General features: G+C 27.4%; 15 protein-coding genes and 3 tRNA genes. 9 read left to right on the forward strand and 9 right to left on the reverse strand.

What is annotated here, in order from left to right; genetic code table 11:
- Window positions 1-53 precede the first annotated feature (53 nt).
- The 8 genes from KO506_RS01525 to KO506_RS01560 all read left to right on the forward strand — a co-directional run bounded on the left by KO506_RS01525 (window position 54) and on the right by KO506_RS01560 (window position 9823).
- The gene (locus KO506_RS01525) at window positions 54-698 is read left to right on the forward strand and encodes an outer membrane beta-barrel protein (RefSeq protein ID WP_215993143.1); all 645 of its coding nucleotides are present in this window, start codon (window positions 54-56) and stop codon (window positions 696-698) included.
- A gap of 174 nt (window positions 699-872) precedes the next feature.
- The gene (locus tag KO506_RS01530; protein ID WP_215993144.1) at window positions 873-1412 is read left to right on the forward strand and encodes a helix-turn-helix domain-containing protein; all 540 of its coding nucleotides are present in this window, start codon (window positions 873-875) and stop codon (window positions 1410-1412) included.
- A 95-nt stretch (window positions 1413-1507) separates the two neighbouring features.
- Window positions 1508-2998: a serine hydrolase gene (locus tag KO506_RS01535; protein ID WP_215993145.1), complete on the forward strand. Its 1491-nt coding sequence runs from the start codon at window positions 1508-1510 to the stop codon at window positions 2996-2998.
- 279 nt (window positions 2999-3277) lie between these two features.
- Window positions 3278-4090 carry an N-acetylmuramic acid 6-phosphate etherase gene (gene murQ, locus KO506_RS01540; RefSeq protein WP_215993146.1) on the forward strand — a complete coding sequence of 271 codons (813 nt, stop codon included), beginning with the start codon at window positions 3278-3280 and terminating at the stop codon, window positions 4088-4090.
- Window positions 4087-4329 carry a DUF6095 family protein gene (locus KO506_RS01545; protein WP_215993147.1) on the forward strand — a complete coding sequence of 81 codons (243 nt, stop codon included), beginning with the start codon at window positions 4087-4089 and terminating at the stop codon, window positions 4327-4329. The genes murQ and KO506_RS01545 overlap by 4 nt, the downstream gene beginning before the upstream one ends.
- Window positions 4330-4332: 3 nt before the next feature.
- Window positions 4333-5328: a DUF6695 family protein gene (locus KO506_RS01550; RefSeq protein WP_215993148.1), complete on the forward strand. Its 996-nt coding sequence runs from the start codon at window positions 4333-4335 to the stop codon at window positions 5326-5328.
- Between the two features lie 269 nt (window positions 5329-5597).
- On the forward strand, window positions 5598-8504 hold the full coding sequence (locus tag KO506_RS01555) for a PEP/pyruvate-binding domain-containing protein (RefSeq protein ID WP_215993149.1): 2907 nt from the start codon (window positions 5598-5600) through the stop codon (window positions 8502-8504).
- A 2-nt stretch (window positions 8505-8506) separates the two neighbouring features.
- A complete protein-coding gene (locus KO506_RS01560; protein ID WP_215993150.1) occupies window positions 8507-9823 on the forward strand; it encodes a serine hydrolase in 1317 nt (438 codons plus the stop codon).
- Window positions 9824-9826: 3 nt separating this feature from the next.
- Here the strand turns inward: KO506_RS01560 and KO506_RS01565 are convergent, their stop codons facing one another.
- From KO506_RS01565 to KO506_RS01575, 3 genes are all read right to left on the reverse strand, one after another.
- Window positions 9827-12649, reverse strand: a complete 2823-nt coding sequence (locus tag KO506_RS01565) for an Npt1/Npt2 family nucleotide transporter (RefSeq protein WP_215993151.1) — start codon at window positions 12647-12649, stop codon at window positions 9827-9829.
- A 21-nt stretch (window positions 12650-12670) separates the two neighbouring features.
- Window positions 12671-13645, reverse strand: a complete 975-nt coding sequence (locus KO506_RS01570) for a serine hydrolase (RefSeq protein ID WP_215993152.1) — start codon at window positions 13643-13645, stop codon at window positions 12671-12673.
- Between the two features lie 88 nt (window positions 13646-13733).
- Window positions 13734-14225 (reverse strand): DinB family protein, encoded by a 492-nt coding sequence (locus KO506_RS01575; RefSeq protein WP_215993153.1) that lies wholly within the window; start codon window positions 14223-14225, stop codon window positions 13734-13736.
- Between the two features lie 233 nt (window positions 14226-14458).
- Here KO506_RS01575 and KO506_RS01580 point away from each other — a divergent pair, with 233 nt between their 5' ends.
- A complete protein-coding gene (locus KO506_RS01580; protein ID WP_215993154.1) occupies window positions 14459-15334 on the forward strand; it encodes a hypothetical protein in 876 nt (291 codons plus the stop codon).
- 472 nt (window positions 15335-15806) lie between these two features.
- Here the strand turns inward: KO506_RS01580 and KO506_RS01585 are convergent, their stop codons facing one another.
- The 6 genes from KO506_RS01585 to KO506_RS01610 form a co-directional block, all read right to left on the reverse strand.
- Complete coding sequence (locus KO506_RS01585; protein WP_215993155.1) at window positions 15807-16292, reverse strand: hypothetical protein; 486 nt, start codon at window positions 16290-16292, stop codon at window positions 15807-15809.
- Window positions 16293-16993: 701 nt separating this feature from the next.
- Window positions 16994-17212 carry a hypothetical protein gene (locus KO506_RS01590; RefSeq protein WP_215993156.1) on the reverse strand — a complete coding sequence of 73 codons (219 nt, stop codon included), beginning with the start codon at window positions 17210-17212 and terminating at the stop codon, window positions 16994-16996.
- Between the two features lie 559 nt (window positions 17213-17771).
- Window positions 17772-17845: transfer RNA gene (locus KO506_RS01595), tRNA-Arg, on the reverse strand.
- 29 nt (window positions 17846-17874) lie between these two features.
- Window positions 17875-17949, reverse strand: a tRNA-Pro gene (locus KO506_RS01600).
- Window positions 17950-17961: 12 nt separating this feature from the next.
- A tRNA-Ser gene (locus KO506_RS01605) sits at window positions 17962-18044 on the reverse strand.
- Window positions 18045-18146: 102 nt separating this feature from the next.
- Window positions 18147-20210: an HD family phosphohydrolase gene (locus KO506_RS01610; RefSeq protein ID WP_215993157.1), complete on the reverse strand. Its 2064-nt coding sequence runs from the start codon at window positions 20208-20210 to the stop codon at window positions 18147-18149.
- Between the last annotated feature and the right edge of the window lie 54 nt (window positions 20211-20264).

Here is a 20264-nt window from a genome sequence, read left to right on the forward strand (position 1 = left end):
ACCACGAAACTTTCCTTACACAACAAGTTACAAACAACTAAAAAAAAATCGATTTGAAAAAAACCTTACTTATTGGAATATTAACTATTTTTCCATTATTATTATTTTCTCAAAATAAAAAAATCGATTTTGGAATAAAAGGTGGAATTAACTACTCGAATTACATTGATAATATTGATTTAAATTTATTTACTCATATCCCTGCTGATTATAATGGAAAAACAGGTTACTATATTGGGGCATACTCTAATATTGGAATCAATGAATTAATCTCAATAAAACCTGAATTGTTAATTTCTAAAACTGGTAGTAAAGCAATTATTGAATTTAAAGATTTACGTAATATTTATACTAGTCAAGACATAGTAGTATATCAAGAAACAAAAGCGGTAATAGATGAATATAATGTGTTAATTCCAATTCTATTAAACCTTAATCTGAATAAATTTTTTTTTGAAATTGGACCTCAATTTGGATATGCTTTTAGTAGAAATATATCTTATAAAGATGGACCAATTAATTCTCAACTAATTTTGAAAAACTCTAACTCTGAAAATTTTGAATTTGCTGGAGCAATTGGTTTTGGATATAGATTATCTGAATTATATCAGATTGATATTCGATATTCGTATGGATTTACAGAAAGACAACATTTGAATAGTTCTATTTTATATTTTGGACTATCCTACAAACTCTGATAGAAAAACGGTTTGTAACATCGTATAAAATTAATTGCTAGTTTTAGCTCACTTGGGAAATTCCTTCGTGAATAATCTAGTAAATTAGTTGCTTAAAACACGCAACGAAATCATACACAACAACTTTGGCAGTAATTTGAACACACTTTATTGCTTTTAAACAAAATTTGAGAAATGTCAACACTTTTAGAACATAGAGAAAAACTAAACTTAACCCAAGAAGAGTTGGCTACAAAATCAGGTGTTTCTGTAAGAACTATACAAAGAATTGAATCTGGTGTAAAACCAAAAGGGTATACATTAGAAAGTATATCTAAAGCATTAGGGATAAACAAAGAAGATTTATTAAAAGAAAATAAAGAGTCCGAAAAAATCAACAAACAGCTTACTAAATATATTAATTTATCTTCTATAATATTGCTGATAGTTCCTTTTGGTAGTATAATTATGCCACTAATTTTTATGCGATGGAAAAAGGAAATCAATACTGTTACAAAACAAATCGTTTCTATTCAAATATTATGGACATTATCATTCCTCATTGTAACACTATTAGTCGCTTTTTTATCAAAGTGGTTTTCATTAAGTAAAGAAATTATTCCGCTTGTTATGCTAACTTTAATAATAATTAACCTCTATATTATTATTAGAAACACGGCTGAAATAGAAAAAAACAACAAATTACATATACGATTGAATTTCAGTATTTTATAAACACGACAATTTATTGTCGGGAATTTGGCGGGTAACTTTTTAGCTTTATTTAGCGAAATAAAATGAATTTTGTATCAAATATAAAATTCTAAAAAATGAAAAAATATTTCATACTAATTCATTTATTATTTCTTACAATTTTAGCAAACGCTCAAGTTGAAAAATCATCTGAACTATACAAAACAATAAAAGAAAAAGATAGCCTTCTTTTTAATATTGGTTTTAATAATTGTGACATCATACAATTTAAAAAACTAGTAAGTGATAATTTCGAATTTTATCACGACCAAGGAGGAATTGCAAAATCAAAGTCTGAATTTATTCAAAGTATAGAAAATGGACTTTGTAAGTTAGACTATAAACCAAAAAGAGTTATAGATGAAAAATCATTAGACATTTTTCCTTTAAATAATAATGGCGTTTTATATGGAGCAATTCAAACTGGAACACATAGTTTCTATGCTATCGAAAAAAACAAAGAAGAATACTTAACAAGTGTAGCAAACTTTACTCATTTATGGATTCTTGAAAATGAAAAATGGAAATTAAGCAAAGGTTTAAGCTATAACCACAAAGATGTTGACAAACCAACTGACAACAAATTATTATTTAGTGACAAAGAAGAAACAGAAAGGTGGCTGGAGCAAAAGAGCATTCCTGCATTAGGAATTGGATACATTGAAGATGGAAAAATTAAACAAGTTAGTGTTTTTGGCGAATTAGAAAAAGGAAAAACAGCACCTAAAAACACGATTTGGAATGTTGCTTCATTAACTAAACCAATTACTGCTTTAGTAGCCTTAAAACTAATTGATTCAGGTAAATTAAGTTTAGATGAAGCTTTATATAAATATTATATCGATCAAGACATAATTAATGACCCAAAAGCAAAAAAACTAACAGTAAGAATAATTTTAAGCCATCAAACAGGGTTTTCTAATTGGAGAGGAAATAATGAAAATGGTAAATTAAGTTTCGATTTTGAGCCAGGAACAAAATATCAATATTCAGGAGAAGGTTTTGAATATTTGAAAAAAGTGTTGGAAAATAAATTTAATAAAAGTATTCAGCAATTGGCAGACGAATTAATCTTTAAGCCACTTAAAATGTACAATACTAATTTTGTTTGGAACGAACAATATGAATCTAGGTTTGCAAAATGGCATACAGAAAAAGGAGGGAAAATATATCCTACAAAAAAACACAATACAGCATCTGGAGCAGACGATTTATTAACAACTATTGAAGACTATACAATATTCGTAAATTATCTAGTAAATGGAGCTGGTCTATCTAAAAATTTATTTAAAGAAATTGTATCTGAACAGGTTAGAATAAATGATTTTAAGCATTTTGGTTTAGGTTGGTGGATTGACGAAAACATTAATTCAAATAAGGATTTCGCAATGGTTCACGGAGGAGATGATATAGGAGTACATACAATCGCTTTTATTATACCAAAGACAAAACAAGGTCTTATAATATTTACTAATAGCGATAATGGAACTGGTGCTTTTCAAGAAGTCTTATTAAAATATTTAGGAAAAAACGGACAAGGAATAATGGAAGTAGAAATGAAAAGATAAAAACTACTATATAAAAAATAGCAGTTAAGAGCTAAACTTTAAGTTTGGTTCTTAACTGCTATCTTTGTTTTAATCCGAAAAGTATCACACATAAATTTGCTAATTTTTCATATCCAATCACATAACAGCAATTAATTTCCTTTTATAAACTTCGCTTTGCGTTAGGGATTGAAACGACATCCTTTTTTTATTTTTCATAAAAAAAGATATAGTGTAAAGCCTGTTAAAACGCCCAAAAAATAATACTCAATTTTATATAGAAATCTGTATTTTTGATTGATGAATTTTACAAAAACTACAGAACAAGATTCTAAATACAATCATTTAGAAAAAATGTCTATTTCAGAATTATTAAGCAACATTAATAATGAAGATAAAACTGTGCCTTTGGCAGTAGAAAAAGCCCTACCACAAATTGAAGCTTTAACAACACAAATTGTTAAGAAGTTAAAAAAAGGTGGAAGACTTTTTTACATAGGTGCAGGAACTTCTGGCAGATTAGGTATTGTAGATGCTTCTGAATGTCCACCAACTTTTGGTGTTCCTCACGAATTGGTAGTAGGTTTAATTGCTGGTGGAGATATTGCCATTAGAAAAGCGGTTGAATTTGCAGAAGATTCTACAAACCAAGGTTGGTTAGATTTGCAAGCACATAATATTTCTAATAAAGATGTTGTAGTTGGTATAGCAGCATCTGGAACTACGCCTTATGTAATTGCAGCCTTAGAAAAATGTAATGAAAATAATATTGTAACTGGTGCAATTTCTTGTAATAAAAATAGTCCTTTATCCTTAACATCTCAATATGCTATAGAAGTAATTGTTGGACCAGAATTTGTAACTGGAAGCTCTAGAATGAAAGCTGGAACTGCACAAAAATTGGTTTTAAATATGCTTTCTACAGCTACAATGATTCAGTTAGGAAAAATTAAAGGTAATAAAATGGTTGATATGCAACTCTCTAACAACAAACTAGTAGAAAGAGGGCAAAAAATGTTAGCCAAAGAATTAAACATCGACCAAGAAAAGGCAGGTAAATTATTAGCTGAATATGGTAATGTTAGAAATGCAATAAAAAACTATAACTCATGAGTACAGACGTAAATTTATTAGGTAAAGGTTTAAAATATTTAGGTATTTTAATATTTCTATTTATTGCTGCTCCTATTTCTTTAACAATGGGATTTAAAGCGTTAAAAAAGTTTGAAAACACACCAAATGCATATCTGTCTTACCTAATTTTATTGCTAGCAATTGTTTTAACCTTTTTTGCAATTTACTTTGCTTTTAAGACGTTTAAAACAATTCAAAGGGCATTATTTAACAAATAAAACATGTCAAAATCTAATGGCATAATTATAATTCTTTCTTATCCAGATACTGTTGTAAGGCCTGCTTATTGGGAACCTTCTAGTAAAATTTGGCCTAAACTTGGTATTGGAAGCAAACACGCTGTACAAGCTGGTCATGCAGCTTTAGTATTGATAGAAAAAGGAAAAACTAAAATAAATTATTATGATTTTGGTAGATATATTACGAGTTATGGAAATGGTAGAGTTAGATGTAAAGAAACTGATCCTGAATTAGAAATACCAATAAAAGCTGAGTTTAAAAATGAAGAATTAATCAACTTAAAAGAAATTTTACTTTGGTTAGAAAAGCACCCAGAAAAAACACATGGAGATGGACGATTAATTGCTTCTTTAAACACAGATATTGATTATAATTTAGCTTCTCAATTTATAAACTCATACATTGAAAGAAAAGAAATTCCTTATGGAGTTTTTGTAAAAAATGGCAGTAATTGCTCTCGTTTTGTAACTGATACTTTAATTGCATCTTTAACTAATAAAAAAATTAAATTACAGTTAAAAACTTCTAATTTGGTAACGCCAAGCCCAATTGGAAATGTTATAAAAGCTACATCAAACCAAACAATTTACGATATTTATCAACAAGAAATTAAACTGTACAAAAACAGGTCTATTTTAAAAGAATACAAAGATTCTTTTTTAAATAAATTTGATATTGAACCGAATTTAATAGGAACAGAAAAACCAAACAATGCCATTTTTGAATTAAATACTGGTACTTGGCTGGGAGGAATTGGAAGTGGTGCTTGGTTTAATATCGAAAAACAAATTGATGAAAATAACTATGTAATTGCCAGATATAATTCTACTGGAATAAAAGATTTTGAGGGCGAATTTATCATCAATAACAATTCTTTTTCTACTGATAAAAAATATCAATTTACTTATCCTACAAATTGTAAAGAGATGTTTGTGCTACAAAATAATGTAGAATTTATATTTACAATTAAGAAGTAATTCTTTTTCAACTGCAGCTAGTAATACATTCTTTAAATTTTATATTTCTGATTTATAAAAAATAGCAGCAGTATTTTAAAACTTCAATTATATTCCATGAATTTAGACTCTATTAAACTGTCCAATAAGATTGAAAATCATTATTTAAAGAGCAAAATATGAGTTAAAAAAAAAGTTTTAACTCATATAAAAATTATCTGAACTCTATAGATTTCATTTGTTAGATTATTAAAAAATTAGAACTAACTTTGAGTAAATCAACTAAAAAAATGATAAAAAACATACTAAAAACACTTATAACTCTCATTATATTCGGTTCGAATTCGTTTGCACAAGAGAAGTCAACTTTACAAATTAAAGAACTTGTAGAAACTTATAAAAATGATATAAGAGGACCTTATTACAGAATAAAATGGTTTTGTAAAGATGGCAGTATTAGAGACGCAAAAGATCCTTGTCCTGATGATATTGAAGGTATTCAGCATGCAAATTTTAAACAATCTGCTTTAGATTTAAGAAAAACAAATCACTTATATTTTGGAGAAATTTTAGCAGCTACAAAAACCAACGAGTTTTTAGATGCCAACCATAATTATAGCAGATTAAAACAATATCAAATTGGTAAATATTTAGCAAGTATAAATAATGGTTGGATTTTAAGAAAAGGGCAATATTACAGAGGAGCAATACAATCTGAAGACGAAGAAGCTTGGGGAAAAGATTTTTTTGAAACCATTTTAAAGGATGATAATTTTTTAAAAACCAATTACTATTTAATTCGTCAAGCCTTAAAAGATATTCCTCATAATGGAGATACCAATATTGGGCAATTAATGAGAAGTGAATCCAAAATTCTAGCCGAAGAAATTCCGAGTTTTATGGACATCAGAATTAAAATCCATGGAAATCCGCAGAAAACAGACATTAATTTAGTTGAGCATTTTATTCAAAAAAACGACAGTAAATTATCACTTAAAGAAAAAAAAGATTTAAAAAATTTAATAGTTACTATGGAGCAATTTTACGCTCCTTTAGATTTTAAAAAGATTGATAAAGAAGTGGCTAGTTTAAATGGAAATGCAATGGTTGTAGAAGAAATTAAAAACTTCTCTACTTATTTTAATGAGAACAAATCAGCCAAAAAAATTGTTGAAAATTCTGCCAGTATTTTAGCCAATATCAGAGGTACTATTTTGGAGTTTAAATCTGCCAAAGACCGTTTAAAGTTACTAGACATTAGCAATCAATTAGAAAATGTTTTGTTGATAAAAACTCAGAATTGGAAAACCGTAAATTTAGAAGAAACTATTCATAAAATTGAGGTGCTAACTTGTGCTTCTTTAGGTGCTGGGTTGTTAGAGTTTTGGGAATATGATCAAGTAGAAAACAATTTAAAAAGTGGTACAAATCAAGAAAACATCACTATAGAAGAATTGAACAATGTGCTAAATACATCTAGAAGTATTGTTGAATGGAGTGCCTCTTTAATAAAAGCAAATTACAGTGAAGATGTCTTAAATTACACCAATTTTGAGCCTTTAGCCTATGGCTTTATAGATGATAGAGTTAGAAATAGTATTGCTTTGAGTTTGGGTGAAACTGTGAGCAAATTAGGTACGTTTGTTGCCCAAGTTTCTAACATTAATAACAAGGTAATGTCTATAGACAATCAAAGTGCAATTAGAGGTTTAAATCCTGGTTATGCCTTTGGAGAATTGGTTGTGGTAGATGGTAATCCTGATGTTATAGAAGTAAATACCAATAAGATTTATATTTTTCAAAATCCGCCATCAGATTTAAAACCAGTTGCAGGAATTATGACAGTTTCTGAAGGAAATCTAGTTTCTCACGTTCAATTATTAGCAAGAAATTTAGGAATACCCAATGCTGCATTATCTAACGAAAATTTATCAGCATTAAAAAAATACAATGGTAAAAAAGTTTTTTATGCAGTTTCTCATAAAGGAAATGTAATTCTGAAAGAGGAAAATGAGATGAGTAATGAAGAAAAAAAACTTTTCGAAAAAGTGGAACGTAGCAAAAATATGATTGAAGTACCTGTTGCTGATATACGTTTAGATGTTTCTAAAGTGATAAATATGAGAGATGTTGACGCTACTGATTCTGGAAAACTATGTGGCCCAAAAGCTGCAAATTTAGGTGAGCTAAAACAACTTTTTCCAGATCAAGTTGTAGAAGGTTTAATTATACCTTTTGGCGTTTTTAAATCTCATATGAATTTGCAAATGCCCAATGAAAACAAAACTTATTGGGAATATTTAAATGCTACTTTTAAAGATGCAGATGCAAAAAAGAAAAATGGTTCTTCTGATGAAATGGTTGAACAATACCTATTAACTTCTTTAGAAAAACTGCATAAATCAATCTTAAATATTGACTTAGATAAAAATTTTGTGAAAGATTTAAAATCTAATTTTCAGTCTGCTTTTAAAAATGATATGGGTAAAGTACCTGTATTTTTAAGAAGTGATACAAATATGGAAGATTTGAAAGAATTTACAGGAGCTGGTTTAAATTTAACTTTATTCAATATTAAAGAAGAAGCTAAAATTTTACAAGGTATTAAACGTGTTTGGGCTTCTGCTTATACAGAAAGAAGTTTTAAATGGAGACAAAAATATTTACTGAATCCAGAAAATGTGTATCCATCAATTTTGATTATACCAAGTGTAGACGTAGATTATTCTGGGGTTATGATTACCAAAGGAATTAACGCTGGTACAGATAATGATTTAACTGTGGCTTTTTCTAGAGGTGCAGGTGGTGCTGTAGATGGCCAATCTGCAGAAACAAGATTAATCACCAAAAAAGAAAATTACCTTTTAGCACCTGCAAGACAAGCAGATTACATTCGTTTGCCAAATTATGGTGGCACAAAAAAATACTATACCTCTTTTGATAAAGAAATTTTAAATGCTAATAATATTGATGAAATTCGAAAAATAGCATCAAAAGTAAGAAAGAAAATAGGAGAAAAATCGGAAGATAAAAATCAGGCTTATGATGTAGAATTTGGTTTTAAAGATAACAAGTTATGGTTGTTTCAAATAAGACCTTTTGTAGAAAACAAACAAGCTAAAAGTTCTGACTATTTAAATTCAATTACACCAAAAATATCAAATTCAAAAGAAATTAACATCAACGAAAAAATATAACTATGAAAAAATATATCCTAATTCTTATTTGTATTGCATTCTCATTTGGCTTCATTAGCTACTATCCTATTGATGGCTATGAGTATACAGGTATTAAAAGATTGTACCAAATAAGACAGTTTCAAAAAGACAGTGTAAAATACACAAGAATACCAAAAGGAGCTTATAAAAAATGGGCTGATATTAAATTAAACCTAACCAACAAACCTACAGATAGTGTAGAAAATTTATTTACTGTTGATAGTGATTTTGACCGAAGAATAAAACGAATTACACCACAAGGTAATTATTCTTTAGCCATTATGGATATGAGTAATCCTGATAATTTAAGGTATGCAGAACACAGAGAAAATGTGGGTTATCAACCAGGAAGTGTAGGTAAAATTGCAGTTTTATTAGCTGTTTTTGATCAACTTGCAAAGTTGTGTCCAGATTCTTATGAAGAAAGAGTTGCTTACCTAAAAAACACTAAAGTTAAAAGTAGGTATTGGGGTTTAGGCGATCATCATACCATACCAATTTATGATATCGAAAATGATAAATTAACCAAAAGACAAGTTATTGCAAGCGATGAATTTTCTTTATTTGAATGGTTAGATCATATGGTTTCTGTAAGTAACAATGGTGCTGCCAGTATTATGTACAGAGAAGCAATGTTAATGGCTGCTTTTAAACAAGATTATTTCTTTTTGGATGAAGAAAAAGCCGAAAAATATTTTGAAGAAACCCCTAGAGATTCTTTAACTAACTTAGCAAATACAGTTGTAAATCGACCTTTAAGAGATTTAGGAATTGGAGAAGATGAATGGAGATTGGGTGGTTTATTTACAAGACCTCCAGGAAAATATGTTGGTAGAAAAGGAGGAAGTATTGGTACACCAAAAGGACTAATGAAATTTTTAGTAAAACTAGAGCAAGGTAAAGTTATTGACAAAGCATCTAGTTTAGAAATGAAGCGTTTATTGTATTTAACAGATCGTAGAATTCGTTATGCAAAATCGCCAAGATTAGATGATGCTGCTGTTTATTTTAAATCTGGTAGTTACTACAAATGCGATAGAGAAAAAGATCCAGATTGTGCCAGTTATGCAGGTAATGTTTTTAATTATATGAACTCTGTAATAATTGTAGAACACGAAAATGGAGTAAAATATATTGTCTGTTTAATGACCAATGTTTTAAATAAAAACTCTGCAGGCGCACATATGTACTTGGCTAGTAAAATAGATGATGTTATAAATGAAACTGCCAATATTAACAAACCAGAAATTAAAGAAGAAAAGTACATAGAAGATAAAGAAGAATCTTCAGACCATTAAAAATTATAAATTTCTTAGCATTTTTAAAGTATCGTAAGCAAGTTGTTTTACAATTTTGTTGCGATACTTTTTTATTGGTAATAAAGCAGGTATTAAGGTCTTGTTTTTAGAAATTCTAATATAATTCACTGCTGATTGTCTTACTCCACTTCCACTTACTTTCATTAGCTTTTTTAGCAATTCTAATTCTGTAAGAATTATAAATGGTATTGTAGCTGTATTATAATGATCATCATCTAAAACTTCGTGCTCTAAAATAGGCACTACTAATGCTTTTATAGAACTGTCTAAAAGATTTTCTAACAATTCTAAAGAGTTAATTTTTGCTTCTTTATGATTGCTTTTTATAGCATTAAATGTAATTTGAATATCTTCTTCTGAATATAACAAACTCAGTAAATTAAAAATAATTGAAAACGATTTTTTAAGTTCTTGCTCTAAAGCAACACTTAATATTTTTCTGCCTTCATAAATGGTTTGGTTTTCGTTATTAATTTCATCAACTAAATCTTTATTAATTAGGTGTTGAATGGATATTATAGACTCTAAAATATGCTTGTAATAACCACTTTCTTTTGCAATTTGTTTTCTGATGATACGTTTTGATGGAACTAAATCTAAATCCTTTTTATGAATTTTTCGTAAAGCTTTAGTAGCTTCTAGCCTACTGGTTGAGTTTACGCTTTTTAAAATTTTCTCTAAAATATGAACAGATTTTTCATTTTGAAAAGCTCCAACAATTTTTGGAACCTGTTTTCTTATGTTAGAATTTAAATCGTCTTCTTTTTCTAATGATAAGAGAACATTAATAATTTTAGGCCCATAACTCTTTAAAGCTCTAATTGCCCTTTTTCGATGTCTTCTTTTATCCAATAAATTCAGTAAATCTTTTATAAAAATCTCTTGAGAAGTTATACCTGCCGCTATTGTTGCAAATTTTATAATATAAGGTTTCTGATTTTTTAAATGTTCTGCAATAAAGCCATAATGATTTTCCAAACCAGAATAGGCAATACTTAATAAAAGACCAGCTACGATTTCTTTTCTTACAGCATCTCTATTTACTATATACTTATCAATCTTAAGCTCTAACCTATTTTTTAGGTGATAATATTTGCCTAAATTATAATTATTTTTACTCTGTTTTGCCAAGGCTAATAAAGCACCATTTGCTATATACTCTTCTTGGTGATCTAAATACCTATTAAAAAAAGTAGTATCTCTTTGGTTTGAATGTTCTAAAACATAATCTAAGGCAACGTATACTAAAGTCTCATCTTTATCATAAATAAAAGCAACAACATCATCTAAAATATTATTATCATCAAAAGCATCTAAAAAATCGATAGCTGCTACTTTTATTTTAGATGATGGGTGTCTTAAAAGTTGAATAACTGATTTTTGGAAAATCTTAAATTTATAGTCTTTTAAACGATCGAACATTGCTAAAATTTCTTCTTCATTACCGTTTTCAAAAACATTTTTTATGTCTAAAAGGTTATTTTCTTTTTTTGGTTTTTCTTTTTTCTCATCAATAAAAGATAAATTCTTCTGAATATTTTTTTTAAAAGAATCGAAATAAGCTTCTCGTAATTTGTAGATGAGTAGTATCCAAATAAAAACAAAGAGTAATACAATTACTGTAATGTATGACGAACTTAAATTTAATTCTTTAATGAAAAAGATTAATAAAAAACCAGACAATCCTGTTGCAATACTATCAACAGCAACATCAATATAAGATTTTGCCTGATTTTTAATATGCAAAGGAATTGGCATTATAGACAACTCTACAGCTGCTTTATTTAAACTTTGTTTAAAACTACCATCTATACCTTTTATAATAATCAATACCCACAATTCTGGAAACGTTAAAAACAGTAAACTACCTAGACCAATAGTTAAAGGAAGTACTAAAAGTGATGAGGAAACGCCTATTTTATTTAAAATTTTATTGGTTAATAATAATTGTATTGTAAGCGCAACCACATTAAAAGTAGAAAACCAAAAACCAAAAAAAGCGGCTAAATCATCTGAATTAGAAATGGCTTTGTTAGCAAAATCGCTAAACTGAAAATCTATCAATTTAGCTACTACAACACTTATACCTGTAATAATTGCTAAATAACTTAGGTGCTTAGATTTTGATATTAATTTTAAAGAAGAACTTTCTAAACGATCTTGATTTTCAATTACTTGTTTTCTTTTAAAGGTATTTAAGTATTTAATTCTTAAATAATACACCTTATTAAGAATAGGAATACAAAGCAATAATAAAATTGATGCTAAAAAAATAGTGTATTCTTTACCAAAACTAGCAGCAATAATACTGGTTAAATAACCTCCAAAAATACCACCTGCAATGGCTCCTGCTCCTATAAAACCAAAGATTCTTTTTGCTTCTCTGGCATTAAAAACCATATTGGCAAAAATCCAAAATTGTGATGTAGCAACTACTGCAAAAAGCGATACAAATACGTAATAAAAATAGAGAATAAACTGATTGATAATCTCTAAATTAAAAAGCACGCCTAAAACAATAAAGACAGCACTAAATACAATTAGCGACAACACTGTAATTTTAACCAACGAGTGTTTTCTTATAGCTTTGCTATAAAAATAAGTAGTAAAAACTGCAGTAATAGCTACTAGTAAATAACCATAAGGTAAATTTTCTGCTCCTAACTTAGAAACAAACATTGCATTTACTGTGGGTTTTACAATAAGCAGTACAGTAATGATTAAAAAAATATACAACTGCATTAAAAAAGAGATGAAAATTTCTCCATCTCTTAATCCGAATGTTTTATATATTATTTTTTTCAATTTTCTATAGTTCTTTTAAGACTATAAAGAACGTGAATTTTTTAATACTTTTTCTAATGGTATAACCAAATCTCTTATTGTTTGTTCACCATAAGTATCATGAATTAAAGCCACAATAATATATTTTCTGTTTGGCCCCCAAACTAAAGCAGAATCTGAATGATAATTTCGCCAAGAACCCGATTTTCTATAAACATCTGCCTTTGGTGCAATTCTATCTAAAGTATTTACAAATTTATGGTGCAACTCTGGTGTTTTCATAATTTCTAACATTTCTTTAGAACGTTCTGTACTAATTAAATTACCCAAAGCTAACTGATAATAAAAGCTACATACTTGTCTTGTTGTTGCTGCATGACTTAACCCTTTTATAGGATCTGGATACCTTTTACCTGCAGAGGCATAACGTTTACCAACCCATAAACCTCCACCAACTTCTTCATCATATAATTTATGTTTTGGTGCTCTTAAAACTTCTTCAATTTTTTTATAACCAACTCTATCTATATTTCTTGTTGAAGCTCTGTTGTTTGATTTACTAATCATTAAACGTAAATCATTTTTCAGCTCTGTTGTATATTCTAATTCTCCTTTATCAATGGCATCCATTACCGCTAGAAGAATGGCAATTTTAGGCAAACTGGCTGCATACATCATAAAATTATCATTAATCCCAGCATATTTAAATGAGGTACTATCATTTAAATCTACAATAGCCACAGACATTTGATTAGATCTAATTAAACGACTCCAAGTTTTATTTTTGTAAATTTCTTTTTCTAATGCAACTTGTAGTTTTGCATCTTCTATTTCTTTTATAGGCTTAATTGCTCTATTTAATTCTATAGGTAAATCAACTTTTTTTTTGTTATAAGAATTATTTGTATAAATATAGGTCTTATCTAAAATATCAGTACTATTTTGAGCCAAGAATGGCAAACTAAACAGCATAATAGATATAGTTAATAAGGTATCTTTATATTTTGAGTAAATCATATTTTAAATTTAAAATTTATTTATCTATATAAAGTACAAAACAAATGCCAACAAATAAATTAAAAGTGTTAATGTTTTCTAAAACATCTTAGTTTTCTACCTTTTTAGGTGTAGAAGGGTTATAGCCAAAATCTGAATCTGGTAATTCGATTTCTAGTTGATTAATAATATAACCAACGCTTGCAAAATGATGAATTGCATGACTCTGGGTTTGCATTAAAACAGCTCCTAAAGTAGATCTTGAAGAAACTTTTCCTTTACCTAAATCATCAATAACCGTAACTTCTGTAATTAAATCTTTTTCAGAAATATTCTTAATTTTCTTTAAAATAGAATTAAAATAAGCTATTCCACTTGTAGTATACAACTCTATACTTTCGTTTCTTTCTCGTAAAGTAAGATCTATAATTCTATCAGAAAACCCATTAAAAACACAAGTAAATACATCTAAAATATGACGCATGTGGCAACCAATACTAGAAAAATAAGGCGGAATTGTATTATTAGAATATTCATCATCTGAAATAGTTGATAATAATTTAATTCCTCTTTGTAAATTTTCCTCAATAGCTGCTATCATTAAGTATATTTTTATTTTAAGTCGTAAATTATAAAAAAAATTACTTGCAGTATTCGATTTATATAAAAACTTTTTTACATAATTATAAAAACCTTAATATCAAATACATAACAACCTAAAAACATCATACATAAAATCTAAAAATAATTTTTGGCACGCCTTTTGAAAATACATCAACAAATGCGAAAGCCGAAAAGCAACAAGAGTAGGCAAAACCCTTTAAACCACATATTATGAAAAAAGGTGTACTTATATTATTAGGAATGTTCATGATGGTTTCAACTATTGAAGCCAAAAATGGTGAAGAGAATTTAAATTTTAGGGTAAATTACTCTTACAATAACGCTGTAAATTTCTTTGAAAACGGAATTGAATTCTATATTTTTACCAATGGTGATTTTGATTTTGATACAAACTATAATAGCAGACAAGCTAGAATTGATAGAGATTTTAGAGGAAGAATTAGAAGAATTAATAACGTAACCTTGAGTTATGATTTTAGAGGAAATGTAACTAGAATTGGTAATATTTCTATAAGGTACTACAGAGATCGATTAACAGATGTTGGTAATCTTAGAGTTGATTATGATAGATGGGGAAATCCAATATTTAATGGTAGTGTTAGGGATTATTACTATAATAATGGTATTCGATTTAATGTTAGTTTTGGTGATGTATTTAATTATAATCATACTTTTTTTAATCATAACGATTTTAGAAGAAATTATACTCAGATAAGAGAAGATAGAAACTTTTATTACTACAGAGCAAAACCAAATGCTAAAATCGGTAAAAGAAGTACTATTCTTAAAAGAAGAAAACCTGCTGTAACTGTTAGAAAATCTAATACAATTAAAAGAAACAGCAACAATACTTATAGAAAAAGTAATATAAACAAAAGAGAATCTACAAATAGAAATAATACTTATTCTAGCAATAGAAATGACAGAAATACGAATGTTAAAAGAAATACGAACACTGTAAGTAGAAAAGTAGATTCAGGTAAAAAAACTTCTAACACATCTACTAAAAAAGTAGAATCGAAAAGAAAAACAAATACAACAAGTAAAAAATCTAGCACAAATAATCAAAGAAAAAGAAGAAGTTAAGTTAATTTTAAGGGTGCTTAAATTCTGCCTTTCGTCTGTTTAATTTTCTAATTAAATAAACGAAAGGTTTTTAGTTTTAATGACTTTTGTAAAAACTTTGTTTCAAAATAAATAGAAAATAACTCAGTTTAAGATCAAATATAATATTAATAAAAAAAAGTAAGCCAAATATAAAATTACAGTTCAGCAGATTATTCTTTTATAATAGCCTCTACCATCATCTTAAAAAGATGAAGAATATATATTTAAACTTAAAGATATTAATTCTTTTACTGATTTTAGTATTGTACTATCATTCTTTATTTCTTTTGTGCTTTTTATTAATTACTTAACAAGAATCTTTAGTAAGGTAATTGTTTTATTCTATTATTATTACTAAAACCCATATTGAAAAATAGAACTAAATAAAAAACAGCCTCAAAAGTAAAACTTTTGGGGCTGTTTAATTTAACCTAAACCACTAACCTTATTTTTATACTCTATTTATATTTAATAGTTTATTTGTAGATCTAATATAACTCTCATAGATAGTTCTATATTTCATTAAATCATTTAAACTATATGTAGAGTTTATATTATTTGCTATAATTTTATCTCCGTTTTTTAATTCTAATAGATTTTCATTATTTACTTGATGTCTTATAACTGATCCTTTATAATATGGTAATAAAATATTATTACTAGTTAACAAATTTGTTGCTCCAGATATTCTATCTAAAACATATACATTTGCTTTAATTTCTGAAAATCCTCTAGATTTTTTAACAATCTCAGTATTTACATAAAACATAACTTTAGATGAAGGTCTCCAACCTAACTCTTCTTTTGATAGTAAATCTTCTACATTAACTTCTGTTAAATTTAGACTTGACTTTCTTGGTTGGTTTTCAAACTTAGAAAAAGATAAAACACCAACTAAAATAAGTGTAATAACCGTTATTTTTTTTATTGATTTCATAGAAAAGGGTATTAATTAATCTTATTGACACCTCAAAAATAGCTATTTAACTAAGTTTAAAATTTAAAATTCGATTAATGTAAATAAAGTTTAGACGAATAAATAAACTCTTTCGCTCAATTAATTTTAAACTCTCCTCAAAAAAAAACTTCACATTTCTGTGAAGTTTAAAGTTGAATTATGTATTGATTTGAATTAATTTTATGTTTACATTTAAAGCTTTATTAACTCTTTCCTTATTATATTCTTAAAAAATTAATCAGTAGAAAACCTAATTAAAAATTTTAAACTCTTACTAATTAAAGATAAAGTAAGGATTAAAAAAGGAAAAAGACATGTAAAAAAGACCATGGCATTTAAAGCATCTAATAAAGATTTAATACCTGAAATTTTTATTAAGTTTTGACCAGAAAAATATAAACCTATTAAACAAATTAGAATTACAACGACTTGTTTTATACTATTTTGCTTCATATTCGGAGGATTATAAGTTAATATCTACTGCATTTCAAAATTATAGTAGATTAAGGAAACTTAAAATAAGCATATTACTTATATTTTAAAATTAAAAAAACAGAAACTAAAGATTTAAAATTAATCTTTAGTTTCTGTTTTCTATAATATTTAAGGATAACAACGTAATCAAATAAAATTCAGAACAACAGTATATGGGGGTTTTTACTGAAATTTAATAATATTATTTAATGAGCTGCTAATTTGATAAGGTATCTTAAGCCTTTACGAATTAAAACCAAAGCATTAATCATAAAAGGAAAAAAACATGTAAAAAAGGTCATTGCATTTAAAGCATCCAATAAGGTTCTAATGCTTTCTATAGCTATTAAGTTTTTACCTGAAATACACATACCTAATGTGCAAATAAGTAAAATAAAGAACTGTTTTTTATAATCTCTTTTCATAATTGGGGGAATTAGAAATTAATAACTTTTTTGTTTTTTGTAAAAAGAATATATTTCTTAACTACACTGTAAATATAAAAACAAATTAAAAATTACCCAATAAGCAAATTACTTATATTTCAAAAAAAAATCTCTTTTAAAATAAAATTTGCACAGGCTTACAAACTCTGTAAAATTTATTATGGATTTATAATCAAACAAAGAACAAAACTTCTGCTTTAATTAGACTTGCTAAATTAGATAATAAAGTGAATCAAACACAGTTTAAAAGTTTTAATAGTATTGCTAGAACAATGACTATTCATAATAAGAATTTCTAAATTATTTTGTTAATTGAAGTACAAACGCTTCAGCAGAATCTTTAAATGCTTAAGTAAAAGCTTTTAGAACTCAATTTAGAGAGGTTAGAAATATAGAATTCTTCTTTTTTAGACTAACAAATATTTATGTATAATTTTAAAACCCCACAACTTTTAGACTTGATCCGAGTTTTACATCAATTAAAAAAAATAAAAGTTGATGAAAACAAAAAACCACACTAAAAATAGTGTGGTTTAAGTGAGCCCTGAAGGATTCGAACCTTCGACCGCCTCCTTAGAAGGGAGGTGCTCTATCCAGCTGAGCTAAGAGCCCGTAGTTTTTATGTTTCTACGAAAACAATGTCGGGGTGGCAGGATTCGAACCTGCGACCTCCTCGTCCCAAACGAGGCGCGATGACCGGGCTACGCTACACCCCGAGTGCAATTTTGCGGAGAGACAGGGACTCGAACCCTGGCGACCAAAAAGGTCGACAGATTAGCAATCTGCTGCATTACCACTCTGCCACCTCTCCAAAAATTTCAAACATCGATTGCTTGAAATAAATTGCGAGTGCAAATGTAATATTAGAATTACAATTTACCAAAACTTTTTTCGTTTTTTATCATACTTTTTTTTATTCAGGATATTCTATCCTTAAATGATAAATGTTCATCAACTTTTTCTTAATTACTTTTTTAATTACTTCAATTTCTCTAAATGTAATATCTGAATTTAAAAACTGATTATCTCCCATCTGTTTATCAATAATCTTATCGATTAAATCACTGATAGATACAGCTGTAGGTTTTTTTAAACTTTTAGAAGCAGCTTCTGCTGCATCGCACATCATTAAAATAGCTGTTTCTTTAGAAAAAGGAATTGGCCCTTGGTATTGAAATTTTTTAATATCAACCTTAATATCTGGATTTAATTCTTGTTCTTTCTTATAAAAATAATAAGTAGCACTTGTACCATGATGTGTTCTAATAAAATCAATAATTCTATCTGGTAAATTGTATTTTTTAGCTACTTCTACTCCTTTTATAACGTGATTTGTAATTATAGTAGAACTATCTCTTGGAGACAAATCATTATGTGGATTTACTCCTGTAGATTGATTTTCTATAAAATACTTAGGGTTTAACATTTTACCTATATCATGATATAAAGCACCAGTTCTGACCAACATAGAATTTGCGCCAATTTCATTAGCGGCTGCTTCTGCTAAATTGGCAACTTGCATTGAATGCTGAAACGTACCAGGTGCTTTTTCATTTAGCTCTCTTAATAATTTGGTATTTGTGTTCGATAATTCTAATAAAGTAACATCAGAAACTAAACCAAATAGTTTTTCATAAATGTAAATAATGATAATTGACAAAAACGACAACAAACCATTTGCAGCAAACAGCATAAAATAGGTGAAATTTATTTGTGATGCATTACCTTCTTTTATAATAGAAAAAGCAAAATAAGTTAACATATAAATTAAGGTAATCTGAGCTACAGAAATAAACAAGTTTGCTCTTTTATACAATTCTGAAACTGTAAGAATTGTTACGATACCTGCAATAATATGTAAATAAATAAACTCAAAACTATCAGGTACAATATAACCTAATAGCAGGACTGTTAAAACATGAGTAAAAAGTCCCAAACGTGCATCAAAAAAGGCTTTAATAATAATTGGTAAGATACTTAAAGGCACAACATATAAATATTCTGAATTGTACTTGATAACTAAAGTCTGTATAAATATAATAGCAAAGACGTTAAAAAAGATAAAGGTTACTTTATTGTTATTTTCAAATATTTCTATTCTATATTTAAACAAAAAAAGAAGCAACATTAGTAAGGCTAAAGAAACTAATATTGTATATCCGAAAACAATCCAATTATAATTTGAATCTGTCCAAACTTTAGATTCTGATTCACTTTTTAAAGAATTTAAGATCGCTAGTTTTTTTCCTTCAACAAAATCTCCTTTAGAAATAATTAATTCCCCCTCTTCTACCTTACCTTTGGTGTAAGAGATATTACTTATTTCTTTCTCAATTACTTTATCAGTATAAATTTTATCAAAAGAAACATTAGGTTTTATAATCTTTGCTAGAATATCTATCAAGATATTTTTTTTATACAAACCAAGTTCGTCACTTAAATCACTTTTTATTATCGATAAAACATCTTTAGATTTTAATAAATTTTTAAAGACAATATCTTGAACCTCATTGTCTTTTTTTAATGCAATAATTTCATCATAATTTGTTACTCTATTTTCAGTTACTACTTCTAAAAAACCATACTGGTATACCTTATCTATTATATTTTCCCCTAATTTTTTAAGTTTATTTACATCATCTATAGATAAAGAATCATTTGTTTTAATAAGCTTAATTTTACTTTTAAAGTTTTCATTTACTGAGGTTAAAACTTGGGTATCATAAAGAAAATATAATTTAGCTTCTGTATTTATTTGCCTTTTTTCTATGGCAATTTCTTCTTCTGTTTTTTGAATAGCAAAATCGAAATTTGCATATAAATTATCGTATTTCCATAATTGCCCATTATTAAAATCATATTTAAATTGCCCTCCTTTAGGAAATAAATAAACGATAGCAATTGTGGTTATTAAAAACAAAATAACCTTATAGATGATGGTATTATTCCTATAAATTTTATTTACTAAATCACTCATAAACAATACTATTTATTAAACAAACTTACAGTAAATATACGAAGCCAAAAAATT

The organism is Polaribacter vadi (assembly GCF_018861005.1).
In the GTDB taxonomy this organism is placed as follows: domain Bacteria; phylum Bacteroidota; class Bacteroidia; order Flavobacteriales; family Flavobacteriaceae; genus Polaribacter; species Polaribacter vadi_A.